At 42.1% G+C, this 16,453-nt stretch carries 12 protein-coding genes and 3 tRNA genes; 3 read left to right on the forward strand and 12 right to left on the reverse strand.

Annotation, left to right across the window (positions count from 1 at the left end):
* Nucleotides 1-346: 346 nt before the first annotated feature.
* The 11 genes from OEG80_RS11360 to OEG80_RS11410 all read right to left on the reverse strand — a co-directional run bounded on the left by OEG80_RS11360 (nucleotide 347) and on the right by OEG80_RS11410 (nucleotide 12,218).
* Complete coding sequence (locus OEG80_RS11360; RefSeq protein ID WP_263240909.1) at nucleotides 347-2,581, reverse strand: cytochrome c biogenesis protein CcdA; 2,235 nt, start codon at nucleotides 2,579-2,581, stop codon at nucleotides 347-349.
* Nucleotides 2,582-2,640: 59 nt separating this feature from the next.
* The gene (locus OEG80_RS11365; RefSeq protein WP_263240910.1) at nucleotides 2,641-3,165 is read right to left on the reverse strand and encodes a protein-disulfide reductase DsbD N-terminal domain-containing protein; all 525 of its coding nucleotides are present in this window, start codon (nucleotides 3,163-3,165) and stop codon (nucleotides 2,641-2,643) included.
* A 441-nt stretch (nucleotides 3,166-3,606) separates the two neighbouring features.
* Entirely contained in the window at nucleotides 3,607-4,140 is a 534-nt protein-coding gene (gene gspG / locus OEG80_RS11370; protein ID WP_327107304.1) for a type II secretion system major pseudopilin GspG, read from the reverse strand.
* 519 nt (nucleotides 4,141-4,659) lie between these two features.
* Nucleotides 4,660-5,862 (reverse strand): type II secretion system inner membrane protein GspF, encoded by a 1,203-nt coding sequence (gspF, locus tag OEG80_RS11375; RefSeq protein ID WP_149408917.1) that lies wholly within the window; start codon nucleotides 5,860-5,862, stop codon nucleotides 4,660-4,662.
* 83 nt (nucleotides 5,863-5,945) lie between these two features.
* Nucleotides 5,946-7,034 carry a hypothetical protein gene (locus OEG80_RS11380; RefSeq protein ID WP_263240911.1) on the reverse strand — a complete coding sequence of 363 codons (1,089 nt, stop codon included), beginning with the start codon at nucleotides 7,032-7,034 and terminating at the stop codon, nucleotides 5,946-5,948.
* Between the two features lie 283 nt (nucleotides 7,035-7,317).
* Nucleotides 7,318-8,253 carry a helix-turn-helix domain-containing protein gene (locus OEG80_RS11385; protein WP_011512626.1) on the reverse strand — a complete coding sequence of 312 codons (936 nt, stop codon included), beginning with the start codon at nucleotides 8,251-8,253 and terminating at the stop codon, nucleotides 7,318-7,320.
* Between the two features lie 349 nt (nucleotides 8,254-8,602).
* Nucleotides 8,603-8,678, reverse strand: a tRNA-His gene (locus OEG80_RS11390).
* Nucleotides 8,679-8,718: 40 nt separating this feature from the next.
* Nucleotides 8,719-8,795, reverse strand: a tRNA-Arg gene (locus tag OEG80_RS11395).
* A 92-nt stretch (nucleotides 8,796-8,887) separates the two neighbouring features.
* A tRNA-Pro gene (locus OEG80_RS11400) sits at nucleotides 8,888-8,964 on the reverse strand.
* Between the two features lie 248 nt (nucleotides 8,965-9,212).
* On the reverse strand, nucleotides 9,213-10,709 hold the full coding sequence (locus OEG80_RS11405) for an McrC family protein (RefSeq protein WP_263240912.1): 1,497 nt from the start codon (nucleotides 10,707-10,709) through the stop codon (nucleotides 9,213-9,215).
* 12 nt (nucleotides 10,710-10,721) lie between these two features.
* Nucleotides 10,722-12,218 (reverse strand): McrB family protein, encoded by a 1,497-nt coding sequence (locus tag OEG80_RS11410; protein WP_442792469.1) that lies wholly within the window; start codon nucleotides 12,216-12,218, stop codon nucleotides 10,722-10,724.
* Nucleotides 12,219-12,466: 248 nt separating this feature from the next.
* On the opposite strand from OEG80_RS11410, the gene OEG80_RS11415 reads away from it, so the two are divergent.
* On the forward strand, nucleotides 12,467-13,177 hold the full coding sequence (locus OEG80_RS11415; protein WP_263240915.1) for a DUF4442 domain-containing protein: 711 nt from the start codon (nucleotides 12,467-12,469) through the stop codon (nucleotides 13,175-13,177).
* Nucleotides 13,178-13,323: 146 nt separating this feature from the next.
* Nucleotides 13,324-13,845 carry a RidA family protein gene (locus OEG80_RS11420; RefSeq protein WP_263240916.1) on the forward strand — a complete coding sequence of 174 codons (522 nt, stop codon included), beginning with the start codon at nucleotides 13,324-13,326 and terminating at the stop codon, nucleotides 13,843-13,845.
* Between the two features lie 22 nt (nucleotides 13,846-13,867).
* Here the strand turns inward: OEG80_RS11420 and gspE are convergent, their stop codons facing one another.
* A complete protein-coding gene (gene gspE, locus OEG80_RS11425) occupies nucleotides 13,868-15,424 on the reverse strand; it encodes a type II secretion system ATPase GspE (RefSeq protein WP_263240918.1) in 1,557 nt (518 codons plus the stop codon).
* A gap of 161 nt (nucleotides 15,425-15,585) precedes the next feature.
* On the opposite strand from gspE, the gene OEG80_RS11430 reads away from it, so the two are divergent.
* Nucleotides 15,586-16,410, forward strand: coding sequence for a thiazole synthase (locus OEG80_RS11430; protein ID WP_263240919.1), 825 nt, complete (start codon nucleotides 15,586-15,588; stop codon nucleotides 16,408-16,410).
* The last annotated feature ends 43 nt before the right edge of the window (nucleotides 16,411-16,453 follow it).

Here is a 16,453-nt window from a genome sequence, read left to right on the forward strand (position 1 = left end):
CGCTGAATAATGCGCATTTAGCAATGTTGCTTTATTGTAATGAAAACGTACACACTATACTAGCTTTATTGCTGCATAATGTAGCGCTAAATAGATATAAGTAGCATAAAACCAAATGCTTATAATGAGTACAGAATAAAAAAAGGACCCTTTAACAAGTGTCTTGCTAATGACACTCTCAAAGTAATGTTGCTTTATTTAGCACGAAATACAACTAATCGAGTGCTGCAAGCCTTCTTCTAAGAAAAAATAAAAAAGCCAACATACTATGACAGTACGTTGGCTTTTTTATAGGAATCGTATTAAGGCATCTAAAGAAATAAAACAAAGATTTCCGATACGACTATTATTTATTTAATGCCGTCAAAGTCTGCTCAAACTCTGCACGACCAATCTCACCCACTTGTTTTTGTACCAATTGACCATCTTGGTAATACAATAAAGTTGGTGGTCCAAATAATTTATAACGTGCTAAAATTGCCTTAGAATCTGCCGTGGTTTCCGTAATATCGAGTCGTACCAATTGCCAGTCTTGCATTTGTGCAGGACGATTGGTAAATAAATTCTTATCCATAATGCGACATTCAATACACCAATCAGCGGTCAAATCGACCAAAACTTTAGGATTGGCGGCAGTGATAACATCCAATTCTGCCAACGTAGTGATATGCTTATCTGAGTTATTCGTCGCATTATTTTGAGCGCCAGCTTGACCGTTAGCTGACTGCACTAACATAGGGGCGGCACTTAATGAAGCTAACGGATGTAAGCTATCATCATTACCAAGTGCGGCACCAATCACTAAAGTAGCAGCCCAAATACCAGCTATCAAACCGATGGCTTGCGATAGCATTCGACCTTTACCACGCCAGCTCCATGCCCATGTTGCCACAACCATAAACCATAATGCCCATACCAGTAACATTACTGACGATATAAAGACCCGCTCTATTAATAGTAACGCTACGGCAAATAACAATAAGGCAAAACCTTGCTTGACCCAGTTCATCCACTCGCCCGCTTTTGGCATAATTTTGCCTTGGGTAGCACCAATCAAAATCAGTGGTGCTGACAAGCCAAAGCCTAGCATAAATAGGGCAGCAAAACCCAATAGCGGATTACCAATCGTTGAGACAGCAAGTAAAGCGCCAAATAATGGTGCAGAAACACAAGGCGATACTACCAATGCTGATAAAAATCCAGCAGCTAAACTGCCACCAGCGCTACCAAGCTTACTATCGCCTGCTTGGATTAAGCCCTGCATCTTACTACTGATAAAATGCGGCAAACGAATGGTAAATACTTCAAGCATGTAAAGGGCTAACAAAACGAATATTACTGCAAAACTGATCAGGATGATTGGGTTTTGTAGCCAGCCGATAATGCCGAGTGACTCACCAAATACAGCAATGACAGCACCAAGTATCCCGTAAGCAATCGACACCCCAATCGCATAACTTGTCGTTAAAATGACACCTTTTTTAACCGTTGGATTTTGCTGACGGGCGACAATATTTGCGACGATAGGTAACATAGGTAGTACGCACGGCGTAAGCGCTAAGCCAAGCCCTGCCAAAAACAATAACCCTAATGCCAACCAAGGATGCTTGGCTAAGCCAAACGGATCGCCATCAGCCAAATTATCTGCGGTAGCTAGCGTATCATTTGTCGGAGCAACATTATCTGTTAACAGTGTATCAGCGCCAGAAATCGTATTGGTGGCGCCAAGCTCTCCATCTAAAGCCTCATCATCCAACAACGCATAATCAATGACCTCATCTTCTTCTGCAAGCGCTTGCTCTGTTTCAGGACTCATTGCCTCAGTACTGTCTATACTTGTGGCATTTGGCGCCTCTGATGTTGTGACGCTATTGCTATTATTTACCGAATTTACATTAGTAGTAGTCTCTTGATTGACATCGCCTTTAGCAACACTAGTGACATTACTTGTCGTATTGACCACCGCTTGCGGCGCGCTTGCAACGATATCGACAGTGGTTTTTATTTTCTCAGGCGGATAGCAAAGTCCTGCTTTGGCGCAGCCTTGCCAAGCAATCACCACCGCTGCATTGTCAATGCTCTTGCCACTAGTACTCAGAGTAGTAGTGGCTACCATATTTTTTTGATCAAATACTGGCACTTTACCAAAAGTTGGATCATCAATTAAGACAGGCGTTTGACTAAAAGTAAACGTTGCCGCCGTAACCCCAGCAGGCAAAGTGAGTTTAAGCTGATTCTTATAAACATAATGTTCTGGAGTGATATCAAAATTAATCGATAACTGAGTGCCAGCTTTGACAGCTTTACTGCTACTCGTGACTTGGAAGGCTTTATCCACTGACAAAAATTTCGATTGTCCAGCGCTTTGATTGCTACTAAAAAGATCGCCCAATCCTGCTGCCTGCGTCGTCATAGTCGTCGCAGTCAATCCTGCAAATAACGAGCTACTCGCTATAGTCAATGCCAGTAAATAAGACTTCTTTGGCACTTTATTTACAACTGATGGCTGATTATTTGAGGACTGATTTCTTGTGGATACCGCTTTAAATGACGAAATGCTTTTTGCTGTCTTAATGGACATAAAGGACTACCTGTTATAACGACGATATAAATCAACCTACTTGCGCTATCTATTGGTGACTAACGTTTGACTGCAATGTTTAACGTGGTTTTGACCTTTTCTGGCGGATAGCATAGTCCAGCTTGAGCACAACCTTGCCAGCCAATCACAACCGGCACATTCTTTGCCGCTTTACCGTTTTTGGTCGTCATCATAGTCGTTGCTATCACAGTTTTTTGCGTAAATACGGGTACCTTGCCAAAGGTTGGATCATCAATAGAAACCGGCGATTGGCTAAAGGTAAATGGCGCGGCACTGATACCTTTTGGAAAACTTAAGGTCAGCTTATCTTTATACACGTAATGACCTGATGTGATATCAAAAGCGATCGATAACTGCGTGCCTTTAGCCGTCGCTTTGGTACTGCTAGTCACTTGAAATGCCTTGTCAACGGGCAAAAATTTTGATTGCTGAGCACTATTATTACTAAACAATTCCCCCAGACCTGCAGCTTGAGTCGCAACAGACGTCATTGACAAAGTAGTCATCAAAGCAGTGGCTGTTATAGCAAGCAAATAAGGCTTTTTAGTTGATTGTTTATTCATGATAATTGATTTCGATTTTGATGTTTCAATAGACATATGATTACCTCGGATTACTAGAAGAACAGCTGTTTTTTTACAATCAATAGAAAATAGTCAATCGTTTTAATAATAAATAGCAGGGTTAAGATTCCGCTTATCTGGATTTAAAGTTATAGTTAAAATATCTCAAAAGCGCTACAGTGCTGCTGATATAAATTTTTTGCAGCCTCTGTCTGCGTAGGCACAGCAAGCAAGAAAAATGAATATCAGCAGTACTTGATGTATCGATGTAACTTTTCCCTGACTATAGTGATATTTATAGTTAGCGATATTCATAAAAAATATCAACCAATAACATCTTATTGGTTGATATATTAGTCTCATTAAAAGTGCTTTTAGCGCCAAGGTATTTATCATGGTATCGCTTGCAAACAATACCTAAATAACTGAGTAGGCTAGAGCTTATAGCTGAGCATAAAGATCAGCATCCTGCCCTTCTCCGCCCTGTTCGCCATCAGCCCCTAGAGAAAATAAATCATAAGGTCGACCTTCACTACCCGGGGCAACATATTGCAGCTCGTTTTCCCAGCCATCCGTTGGATATCCGCCTTTAATATAACCACCGTCAGGATAATTCTTAGCTTCCGCTGGCGGCGTGGTGAGTGCTTCTAAGCCTTGAGCCGTCGTTGGATAGCGCGAATTATCTACTTTATACATATCTAGCGCATTTGATACTGTTGATAGCGCTGTTTCAGTGGTTTTAACCCGTGCTTTATCACTTTGTCCGACCACCTTTGGCACCACTAGACCAGCAAGAATGGCCAAAATCACAATCACCACCATGATTTCAATCAAGGTAAATCCTGATTGGAGATTGATTACGCGCTGAGTGCTTGATAAAGCAACAGCTTTCTGACTTTGCGCTGCCGCTAAACACTCTGGCGTATCATCCATATTGCTTGGTGAAATCGTACTTACTCGAATATTATCAGTCATAGTCATCGCTTCTGGCATCGCTTTTCGCGTCAAGGTTATATAAATAATGAAGATGACGTTTGTTTAAGTTACCTTTATCGTCACATTCATAATAGGCATATTTACAGTGTCTTAAGGAGCACTGAAACGATTATTACTATAAACCATGGTTTTACTTTTATCCAGCATTGAAGGCAGGTTGTCATTTATGTCAATGTGTCATTAATAATCTATGATGGCTAACCTTTTGAAATAGCGTTTGACTGTTACTTATAACTGATACTTACTATAACGCAAGGTTAGATTTGACAAAAGTAAAAGCGTTGGCCGGTCAATAATATACAACAGTAAGCAAAACTTAAGAAACGTAGCCAAATTTGAAGTCAAATCATTAGAATATAAATAAAAAAATGAATCAAAGTATTAGAAGTATAGAGGCTGTATTTGAAAATACAAAATATGGAAACAGAAATGCTGTTAAGCATAAGGGTAATAAAACAACTATTACTAACAGGAGCGTATATTTAAGGTTGATAAAAACTAGCCAGCCAAGTCATTCATATTCACAATTGGCAGCATCACCGCCATTACGATAATCATGACGACCACACCCATCAGCACCAGCATTAAAGGCTCAAGTAATGACAATAAAGTACTGATGAAATTGGTGGCTTCTGCCTCTTGCATATTGGCAGCACGGCTAAGCATATTTTCAAGCTCGCCCGAGTTTTCACCACTTTTAATCATTTGCACCATCATCGGCGGAAAATAGGGCGATTTGTCTAATTGACTCGACAGACTTGAACCCTCTGTCACTCTATCTGCAGCGGTAATGATGGTTTTTTGAATATGCAAATTGGTGGTGACCGCAGCGCCAATATGGAGCGCTTCAATCAATGGCACACCAGAGCGCACCAATATCGCAAGCGTACTGGCAAAGCGCGCCGCATTCAACCCTTTCGATAAGCGTGCCAGTATAGGCAATCTTAGCACAGCACTATCTATGGCAAGTTTGCCCGCTTGCGTCTGAGCAAAGCGATAGAATAAAAATGCCGTTCCTGCCAACACTAGCAGCATCAGCCACCACCACTGGGTAATGATATTTGATAAGCTAAGGACAATTTGGGTAATTAAAGGCAGGGCTTGTTCGGACTGCTCAAACACTTTGACAATTTTTGGTACTACAAAGCTCATTAACCCCATAATTACGCCAACTGCCATCACCATCAGCACGATGGGATAAACCATAGCGCCTTGTATTTTTTTCTGTAAGGCAAAGCGATTTTCGGTGTAATCGGCAAGCTGATTTAAGATCAAGTCCAAATGACCAGATTTTTCTCCAGCTGCAATGGTAGCGATATATAATGGCGGAAAGCTCGCCGCTTGCTGCAAAGCGCGCGCCAAACTGAGACCTTCTAGAACATGCGAGCGCACGGCAAGCATCAAAGATTTGATATGGGTTTTTGGCGATTGTTTGGCGACAGCTGCCAAAGTTTCCTCTAACGGAATACCAGCAGCAAGTAATACAGATAGCTGACGGGTAAGCAGTGCCAGCTCATAAGCAGAGGGTTTTTTATAGCGGCTTTTATGCTGACTTTGCCTATCATTGACGGCGTTGACTTCGACGGGCGTCCATTGTTTATCACGCAGCTGCTGGCGTACTTGCCGCGCAGAATCACCTTCAAGCAAGCCTTTTTGGATGCCGCCGCGATCGTCAAGCGCTTTATAATGATAAGCGGGCATAGCAGCGGATATCCTAAGGCGGTCAAGAGTAAAAGAGGATGGATCAAGATTTGAAAAGTTGGCTTATTAAAAGAATAGACGACTTAAAGAAGCGGCGTAGAATCGTTACTATCCGGCATCAAGCCTTGCAATAATAGAACATCTAAATGCTGTTGTTGTAGCTTTTTATCAAAATCATTGACTTCAGCGATCAGCATACGCTCAATGCGCTTATCACTGGCAAACACACTGAGACGTGCACAAATGACCGCCAATTGATAAATACGTTTTTTGCAATAACCGTCTAAACCTTGTAGCAATCTGACCATGTGCGGGGTTTCAAGGCTGGCATAATCATAATCACTCACCACATCCTGACCAAGTGCTGTCACGCCATAGGTAATAGATAAATGGGCGCAAAAATAACAGCTGAATAAATAGCCAACCACATGTCCTATATAATAACCACGATCGTAAGTAAAGCTACTGACGCCAAAGTGCCCGAGCACATAGCTGTTCAAACTGCCTTGATCAAAGATAGGTTTATTATGCTTTAGCTTGCCGACGGTGGCAAAGCATAATGGATTATGTCCATCCTGTATTGTCAACTGCCAACCTGCAGGTTGCTGAGCTGGCATATGGCGTACAATATCTTCGATGATGTCATCGACCACATGCAGCTGCTGCCATAAGCGCTCAATGGCATCCGTATCCATCAAACCGCGTTTATCCAGCTGCTGTGCAAGCAAATATTGCTGGTATTCGGCAAATTGTGTTTTGAGGGTATGTACAAGGTAAGTCGGACGGATAGCAGCAGAAGCCAAATATAATTGCTGCGTGCGCTCATGCTGCGCCCGATAAAGTGCCACGCGCTGAGTAGCAATACTACTGTCACTTGCAGAGATAGATGAGCTTTGGTTTATCAGAGTATGATTAGCAGTATTTATATTAGCAGAGCTAGTCTCTGTCAAGCTGCCATCCGCATTTGGCAAAACAAATAATGCTAATAATGCCGCTTTATCAAGCCGAATAGCCATACCTGCCTGTGCGCTATTTTCCTGCTGAAGATTTGAGTCATGCTGATTATTGTTAGCTTTGACTCTGCTATTAAGTTTGTCTTTATGATTAATAGACGCAGAAGAATCTTGTAGATCATTTGATTTTACGCTTGGTTTTGCGGTCGGTTCAGTCATAAAACACCATCAGCTGCAAAAATAAACATCACCTAAGTCATACTATATTCTGGATAGACCGTAATATATAAGCATAAAATATAGGTCGCTAAAACACCGTCGCAACTAGGCGACTTATTACTTCATTGTCATTCCATAGTACCTTAACCTACACTCATTGTCAGCTGTGCAAGATCGAAATGCTAATGATGAAAAATTATTATCAGATAGACGCTATTATATCACTGACTCAGTTTAGAAAATATCACACAGCTTGGATGACTATTTATGTGTGAAGTAGCAGCTAAGCAAGGTTTTGTTTTTGATATTGCTGGCGGTACGCTTTTGGCGATATGCCATATACACGCTTAAAGGCTTGGCTAAAAGTTGAGTCTGAGGCATAACCCACTAGCTCACTAATACGGCTGATACTATTTTGCTGCAAACGCAAATAACGTGCCGCCAGACGCAAACGGTAGTCAATCAGGTAGGTCAACGGCGGCATACCAACCACGTCTTTGAAACGCTGCGCAAAACTCGAGCGTGACATACCTGCAACTTCAGCAAGCTCATGAATGCTCCAGTTTTGGCTTGGATTTTCGTGCATGGCGACCAATGCCTTGGTTAAAAACGGGTCTTTCATGGCTTTTAGCCAACTGTCCGTGGCTTCGGGCAAACTTTCGATATAAACCCGCAAACACTCAATCATCATAATACTTGCCCAATGATTGATAATCGCCGTCTTACCCATCCGCTCATGCTCAGCTTCTAACGTCAGCAGTCGAATCTCAACATCAATCACCTCGAACCGACCATCAGATTCATCGTTAATTTCAGGCAATATCGTTGGTAGCACTGATAATAAAGGACGAATCATCTCTTTATCGTACTTGCATTCAATCAGTATCAAAGATGATTGGGCATCACCATCGCCCTGAATATCAAGCACTTGTTCCGTGCAATTAGTAAGCAACTCATCCAAAGGTTTGGCACTCTCACCATGATGGTTGAGCGCGTAACTGACATGATTGTGCGCGCTAGGAATCATAATAATGTCGCCAGCATGCGCTTCTCTGAGTCCACTGCCCATATCAATACAAAAGCTACCGGACATCACCAAATAAAACACAATCGTATCTTGTCTAGTGAGTGAGTAAGACCAATTGCCTGTACCATTTAAGCGATAGTATTTCGTATCGAATAAATGCACATTTTGTAGTAACACGCTTAATGCATCCATTAACCATTTCCTCAATAACAGCTGCTCAATAACGCGCCACTTTAATAAAAAAATCGCATTAATATGAGGATCGATTTTATTTAAAAATATAGTGCTACTGAGATGAATTTTTCTTTGACAGTACAGCTAATATACCTTTATAAAGCCCTTACGACACAATATGTATCATAAAAAAAATGATAAAAAACGCCAGTAGACTGTTAGATCATGAGCGATTTAAAAGGTTTAGGACTATCACAGAGGCAAAAAGATATAAAATAGACAGGTACAAAAAAATGCCAAAAATGGCAGCGGCTTTTTTTAAATGATTTTAATATAGAATATAAACAGAAGGGATATAGCAAAAAAATGGGGCGACTGATGGGACTCGAACCCACGACAACCGAGATCACAACCCGGGGCTCTACCAACTGAGCTACAACCGCCATAACTGTTGCCAAAATTCGGCAATATATGCAGGCTAAATGGTGCGCCTGGCAGGATTCGAACCTGCGGCCACCTCCTTAGAAGGGAGATGCTCTATCCAACTGAGCTACAGGCGCTCTTAGAGGACTTTTACATATTTTGGTCCGCTTGATATACAAGAAACCAAACCATTATACATAAAAAAAAGCCTGTAAGGCTCTTAAATAGATGGTCGGAGTGATAGGATTCGAACCTACGACCCTCTGGTCCCAAACCAGATGCGCTACCAAACTGCGCCACACTCCGAAATTCTCTATTAACACGATAGTTTGTTAATTAACTGGTTGTTGGCAATGCCACTAACTGGCTAACGTTCCTTGCTATCGAGGTGCACATATTAAGGGGAAACGCCGATGGTGTCAACACCTATTTTTAATTAATTTGAAATAACTGCTAAATTATTTAAAAAAGGCTTATTTCTTATAAACTGAGCGTCGACAACAAGCGCTACTTAACATAGTGCCTCATGAGCTAAGCGCATATTATACTAAATCTTATGTCGGAAGCAAGTCAGTGTTTATCGTACCTGTGCGCACATTAAAAGGTATCAGCCATAACTGAGCATAGGATAGACTTTCACTATTGTATATGTCCTGAGTATCTTGCTTTAATACAACCGCTCGTCTCTGATTGTCTTGTACTGGATATACCAGCCAGACTTGCTCTGCTTGATACGCCTGCGCATAGCTGCTCAGTTGATAAGCGTCGCTGGCACTAATAGCGCTGGCATGCGCTAAAGGCTTCCATTTAATATCGATCACATGACTATATTGACCTGCTTGTTTTTCTGGTGATGGATTTGCTCCTAAATTCTTTATTGGTAAAGCATCATCATGCTTCTCTTTATTTTTAGTATTCGAACGCATCTGGCGGTAAATCAATAAATCAGGACGAATAGACAAACACGCCTGCCCTTCTGCATCATTAAGCCAAACACGTTGCGCTTGGAATAATGGTTTATAGTCGTCGCTTAATTGCTGAAAAATCAAAGCGATACGCTGGCTTGCCCATTGCTCAAACGCTTGATTCATATCTATCAGTAAGCATAAGCGTGGCGGTGTAGACCTACTACCAAATGGTTTTGGTGCATTAATACTATGACCGATTTCCATATTTGATTGACTAAGCAGCCAATAAGCGAAATCTACCAGTTGCAAGGCGGCTTGTAATTGCTTTACTTGCAGCGGCTGAATGGCAAGCTCACGCTTTGCTTGAAGGTATATCGACTCTAGCTGGCGTATTTCATGCAGATGTAGGACAGACACTTGCTGCCACGGCTGTAAATGTAAAAGCAGACTTGATTGAGACAACAAAGGCATCAGCAGCGTCAGTGCGCTCTTAATCATGCGATTACCTAGCATGTCTTGGCTCAGCACACTGCGCTCACAAACGAATTTATGTGGCTGCATACTGTTATGACGTAATTGCTCTTTTATGAGTAAACGTCCTTGAATTGCTGCTTGGTTATGGATTTGGGTTTGATACTGTTTGGTCGGTTGATAATGAGCTAAGCGCTGCAAGAATTGCTCAATCAGCCAATTTGACAAGGGTAATGCTGCTAATGGTAGTGCGGCTAATTTATCATTATATTGACCAAAATTTTTGTTGTGAGGCGATTTGTTATCGTTACTATTCATTAGGTCTGACAGCATATTTTGTACCCAGTGACGGGTCTGTAAAATATCCGCATCTACTGGTGATTCATTTGACTGATATGGCTGCTTAATAGAGTTGCTAGCAGTGTTTGCAATAAATTTTGGCAGTATCTCAAGAGTCATGCCACTAGGCAGTACAATAACGCCAATATAATGTCCAACCTTGAGTTGCCACTGTCCTTGCTTGCGTTTAATACTAAATACTGACAGCTCTTGGGTTATCAGCCACTGAAAATCAGAGTCGTACAAGAAATTAGACGCTATTAAACGCTGATGTTCAAATACCGTCATGATATTCATTTCAGAGCTTTGAGTGTGCTTATGCGTATTTATCATCGATTAACATCCTCATGGATATAAGCGCTGATAGACGGCAAGCTGGGTGAACTTGCCAGTATTGGCAATAAGGTCAGTATTAATTGCATAACTGCCGGCATTTATAGATTGAGTAAAATAGGATTGCTGTCCTGCAAACATGGAGTTCTGAGAAGCTATACCATTCTCGCTAGCCATTTGAGTGGACATACCGTTATGTATTGACGTTTGACTATCATGAATAAATTGTGCCGATATTGGCTGCTGTTCATCTCTAAAAATATACTGCAAGACAGCCACTTGCCCGCCAGCTGCTTGGGCTAATTGTGGAATAATTTGCTCAGTAAGTGCCATTTGTAACTGCTCAAGACTATGCACGGAGAATAAAAATGCATGACCCATTTGCGCCTCAATCCCTAACGTTTGGCTAATACGATGATTTAAACCCGTTAATACTTTGGCTAAATTGATGCACTCCGCTTCGTCGACTATTTCTAATCCTTTATTGAGGTTGATAATCGGTAATAGCTCAGGCTGCGGCGGACAGTTAATAAAGCGAAAACGACGACGCAGTGCCATATCTAGTGGCGCTAACGAATGATCTTGGGTATTCATGGTCGCATAGATATCAACATTGGCAGGCACGCTAAACGCTCGCCCAGAGTATGCCAAACTTACTGTCATCGCATTGGGCGTACCTGCTCGTTTATCAGGTTCAATAAGGCTGAGCAATTCACCAAAAACGCGTGAGACGTTGGCACGATTAACCTCGTCAATCAGCATCGCATAACGCTGCTGAGGATCATTTGCCGCGCGCTGACAGAGCTTTAAAAAGGCGCCATCAGTAATGGCATAGCTCATTTGAGATGAGCTGTTATTCGACTGATTAGAAGCTGCCATTACCGGGCGAATGCCCTCGACAAACTCTTCATAGCCATATGCCTGATGGAAACTGACCATACTAAAGCGCTGTTGGCTAAAGCGTTGGTTTTGGCTAGCACTATTATCACGTTGCGCCTGCTGAAATTCTGACAATTGCTCTGACAATTCGCTTAATAGCATCAGGCTGTCAGGCAGTAAATACCACGCACCGCTAGGGTCTTTATCAAAATACGCTTGGCTGGCTCTATTTTTATACGCAACCGTCTGTGAGCTGGTTGGACTGTGCATTTGCAGTACAGACCACGCTGTATTACTTAAATTTTTCTCACGTGCGTTTTGTAATGCTTTGGCGATAAAAAACTCATGATTGACGATTTCAGGTACTTTTACTAAGTCCTGTTTTTGCGACTGAAAATCTAAAAATATTAAACACACCACATCACGCCAGTTCAATTCTTGCAATAACTGCTTGAGTAAATCCTCATTATTGGATTTAGGCAGATAGTCCGTATATTCTTTAGCAATTTGGAGCAATCGGTAGGTTTTACCAGTACCCGCGACGCCCGTATAAATAATATTGGTCGGCTTATCATCACACATATCAGGCATAACATTATCCAGCAAAAAAGTATAAAAAAGCGCTAGCATTTTATCATTATAGTTACTCATTCTACAGGGTATCAGTGCTTAAATTACTAACGCCTAAGATGCCGTTACGTCACTGTTATTTTGTAAGCGCAGCAGTACATGGTAATAATAGTAGCGACTGAGCAGTTAATGTACCATAACTAAAATAGCTGCTAGCATAAAGCCTATTCGGTGACTCATTTATGACATGAGCCTTTTAACCCTAGTATCATTAGCATTGTAAATCCCACTTAAATGAGGAATATTGTATGTCAGGATTATTAAAAAAACTCCCGATCAAACGGACCAATAAACTGCCAGCCAAAGTCTCTGAGAACACAAAGCCTGCAGTCGAAAAAACCAATAGCACGCTTAAACCAATCAGCAATCAATTTACCAAACTGTTATCTATCACCAAATATTTACCTGCTGGTGCACGTTCGAGCATTTTATCGAAAGCATTTGGTAAGGTAGTACCTTATGTGGGCACAACGGGTATCTACTATGAAACGGTCGAGCCAAACCAAGTGGTGGTCAGTTTAAATAATACCAAAGCGGTGCAAAACCATATCGGCTCCGTGCATGCAGTTGCCATTACTTTACTTGCTGAAACGGCAACGGGATTCATTTTAGGCTTAAACTTACCTGCTGATCGTGTACTATTGATTAAGTCTTATTCAGTGAATTTCTATCGACCGATTAAAAAAGGACAAATCGCTGCCATCGCAAGCTTATCTGATGAGCAGCGTTTAGATATTTTAAATACTCCGAAAGGCGAAATGATTATTCCATGTGTCATTCATGACCGTGAGTCGGACAGTGATCGCGACCCAATCGTAGTCGAGATGACATGGGCTTGGATACCCAAGTCTGAGTTAGAAGCGCGTCGTCAAGGCAAAGCTAATGAAAAGTCGGCAGAGGCTGATACTGAGTCTCATACCAAAGTAGTAGAAACAGACGCAAAAGTAGAAACTGAGTAAGACAATCAATCAGCTGATAATGATGAGGCTGTTTGAGATAACTAATATATTAAGAATACGTAAAGTAGTGCGCTATCCATGTTAAAGCATTTTTATAGCGCACTTCGTATAGCGGTGATTTATAAACTTATAATAAGGAGACAATGATGTCCAAAATGATTTCCAAAGCTACTTCTAAAACAGCGTTTACTAATTTATCCAAGGCTTTTCTTATCAGTATCTGTGCATTAGGATTTACCGTTAGTGCCACTGCTGCACCCGAAAAAACTTCAACTCATACACACCATGCAGCAACTATGACTAAGTCTAGCCCTGTGTTTTTAGGTGACGGCGGCAGTTATCCTTTCTCAGAAGCAGTCCGTGTCGGCGATACTTTGTATATGTCTGGTCAGATTGGCTTTAAAGATGGCAAGCTGGTCAAAGGCGGTGTTAAAGCCGAGGCCAAACAGACAATGGATAATATCAATATTACTTTATTAAAATACGGTTACCAAAAGTCAGATATCGTTAAGTGTATGGTGATGCTCACCGATATGGACGATTTTAATGACTTCAATAAAATCTACAAAGCTGAACTGGCAAAGCCTTATCCCGTCCGTTCAGCTTTTGGCGTAGCTGAATTGGCGGCAGGTGCCAGCGTTGAAGTTGAATGTATCGCTGTCAAATAAAAATGTCTCTTAAAATATTACTCTAAACAATCAAAGCGTCCTCTAGTAGGGCGCTTTCTTTGGTCACGCGTAGCACTTCTTCTAACGTCGTACGTCCCGCGATTACCTTACGCAAACCATCAGCACGAATCGATGGTGTCTTTTGGCGTGCGTATTCCTCTAGCTCATACTCGGCAGTATTGCTATGAATCATGCGTCGCAGCGCATCATCAACGGGCACCACTTCATATATCGCCGTCCGCCCTTTAAAGCCTGATTGGTTACACTTATCGCAGCCGACTGCTCTAGGTAGCTTGATAGCTTTATCTGTCAGATTATCAGCTGCAATATTGTCAGACATTGATTGAATACCAATCTCAGTAAACAATTTGGCTTGTTCATGGTCAGCCAGCTGCCAATCATGACAATGTGTACATAACGTACGTACCAAACGCTGGGCGACCACGCCTATCAATGATGATGATAATAAAAACGGCTCAACGCCCATATCTTGCAAGCGCGTAACCGCTCCAATAGCGGTGTTGGTATGTAGGGTTGATAATACCAAATGCCCTGTTAAAGATGCTTGCACAGCGATTTCTGCTGTCTCTAAATCGCGAATTTCACCCACCATGACCACATCTGGATCTTGACGCAACATTGCACGCAAGCTCTTAGCAAAGGTCATATCGACTTTATTGTTGACCTGCGTCTGCCCAATACCATCAAGCTGGAACTCGATCGGATCTTCAGCAGTCAAGATATTACGGGTTTGATCATTTAAATCAGTCAATGCGGAATATAGCGTGGTGGTTTTACCCGAGCCTGTTGGTCCTGTCACTAATATAATGCCATGCGGGCGATGGATTAAGCGCTTAAGCTCACTATAATCATTATCAGATAGCCCCAAATAGGTCATATTCAGGCGACCTGCTTGCTTATCTAGTAAGCGCATGACCACACGCTCACCAAAACTTGACGGCAATGTCGATACCCGCACATCAACCTCGCGCCCTGCTAAGCGCAAGCTAATACGCCCATCTTGCGGCACGCGCTTTTCGGCGATATCCAGTTTTGCCATCACTTTAATGCGCGATACTAATAACGGCGCTAATTGACGTTTTGGTGTGATGATTTCTTTAAGCTCACCATCGACGCGGAAGCGAACGACCAAGCGTTTTTCAAAGGTTTCAATATGGATATCTGAGGCGTTTAGACGTATCGCTTCGGACAATAATGCATTAATCAGACGGATAATAGGTGCATCGTCTTGTTGGTCCATCAAGTCTTCAGTTTCAGGCACGCTATCTGCCAAGCTATCAAGATCAGGATGGTCTTCAAGGCCAGCGGCGATATGCTGTGACTCGCCAGTGTTACCTGCATAAGCGGCATTCATGCGTTTCTCAAAATCTTCCGAGCTGACACTTTCATATATTGGCACACCGCGTATGCCTTGCTGCTGTAAAAATCGCACCGCTTCATTGATTGCTGAAAGCGGCGTCACCTTGGTCAATAGCAATGTCGGTGGCAGCTCAGGATCAATGGCTAGAATAACCAAAATCTGATGGCGTTTTGCAAAACTGTACGGCAGTTGCATCATAAAAACGACCTAATAGATAAAGAAAAACTCAGAAAAAAACTTGTATCAAAGCATGGTAAATGTATTATTCTTAACTGGCTCAACTCAAAAAGACTGCAAGTAAGATTGCATGATTTTGTTATAATAGCATTTTGTTTTACTCGTCATTAGGATTTTCAGTTATGTCAGATAACACTAGCACTGCTACTCAATCGGCACCCTTTTTGCAAGATACTTTTACGGTAGGCAGTCGTACTTTTTCTTCTCGATTATTGGTCGGTACGGGTAAGTATAAAGATATGACTGAAACGGGTGCCGCCATCGGCGCGTCAGCAGCAGAGATAGTGACGGTCGCTATTCGTCGTACCAATATCGGTCAAAATAGCAATGAGCCCAATTTGCTTGATGTCATTTCACCAGATAAATACACTATTTTGCCAAATACAGCGGGTTGTTTTGATGCAGAAACGGCGATTCGTACTTGTAAGCTTGCTCGCGAGCTATTAGGCGGGCATAATCTGGTTAAGCTTGAAGTATTAGGGGACGAAAAAACCTTATACCCTAATGTGATGGAAACACTCAAAGCTGCCAAAGTGTTGATTGATGACGGTTTTGAGGTCATGGTATATACGTCAGACGACCCTATCGTTGCTCAAGAATTAGAGAGTATGGGCTGCGTGGCAATTATGCCACTTGGTAGTCTGATTGGCTCTGGTCTTGGTTTGCTCAATCGCCATACATTAAGCTTGATTATTGAAAATGCGAAAGTACCCGTATTGGTTGATGCTGGTGTCGGTACAGCTTCTGATGCCGCGATTGCCATGGAACTTGGCTGTGATGGCGTACTGATGAATTCAGCCATTGCTAATGCGCAAAATCCTGTAATGATGGCTCAAGCAATGAAGCATGCGGTATGGGCAGGTCGTCAGGCTTTCTTGGCGGGTCGTATGCCGATGCGCAAAATGGCAACTGCCAGCTCACCACAGACGGGATACTTTTTTCAGTAGTATCAAAGGTTAGGTGATTATATTTTTCATTATAAAAGGATTT

This window comes from Psychrobacter sp. SC65A.3, from assembly GCF_025642195.1.
Taxonomy (GTDB): Bacteria; Pseudomonadota; Gammaproteobacteria; order Pseudomonadales; family Moraxellaceae; genus Psychrobacter; species Psychrobacter cryohalolentis.

Excerpts from the sequence above, each read along its gene's own strand:
- gspE (WP_263240918.1), bottom strand. The coding sequence starts at position 15,424 with ATGATGCAACTGCCGTACAGTTTTGCAAAACGCCATCAGATTTTGGTT.
- gspG (WP_327107304.1), bottom strand. The coding sequence starts at position 4,140 with ATGACTGATAATATTCGAGTAAGTACGATTTCACCAAGCAATATGGAT.
- OEG80_RS11360 (WP_263240909.1), bottom strand. The coding sequence starts at position 2,581 with ATGTCCATTAAGACAGCAAAAAGCATTTCGTCATTTAAAGCGGTATCC.
- OEG80_RS11385 (WP_011512626.1), bottom strand. The coding sequence starts at position 8,253 with ATGGATGCATTAAGCGTGTTACTACAAAATGTGCATTTATTCGATACG.
- OEG80_RS11430 (WP_263240919.1), top strand. The coding sequence starts at position 15,586 with ATGTCAGATAACACTAGCACTGCTACTCAATCGGCACCCTTTTTGCAA.
- OEG80_RS11380 (WP_263240911.1), bottom strand. The coding sequence starts at position 7,034 with ATGACTGAACCGACCGCAAAACCAAGCGTAAAATCAAATGATCTACAA.
- OEG80_RS11415 (WP_263240915.1), top strand. The coding sequence starts at position 12,467 with ATGTCAGGATTATTAAAAAAACTCCCGATCAAACGGACCAATAAACTG.
- OEG80_RS11410 (WP_442792469.1), bottom strand. The coding sequence starts at position 12,218 with ATGCTAGCGCTTTTTTATACTTTTTTGCTGGATAATGTTATGCCTGAT.
- OEG80_RS11420 (WP_263240916.1), top strand. The coding sequence starts at position 13,324 with ATGTCCAAAATGATTTCCAAAGCTACTTCTAAAACAGCGTTTACTAAT.
- gspF (WP_149408917.1), bottom strand. The coding sequence starts at position 5,862 with ATGCCCGCTTATCATTATAAAGCGCTTGACGATCGCGGCGGCATCCAA.
- OEG80_RS11365 (WP_263240910.1), bottom strand. The coding sequence starts at position 3,165 with ATGAATAAACAATCAACTAAAAAGCCTTATTTGCTTGCTATAACAGCC.
- OEG80_RS11405 (WP_263240912.1), bottom strand. The coding sequence starts at position 10,709 with ATGATAAATACGCATAAGCACACTCAAAGCTCTGAAATGAATATCATG.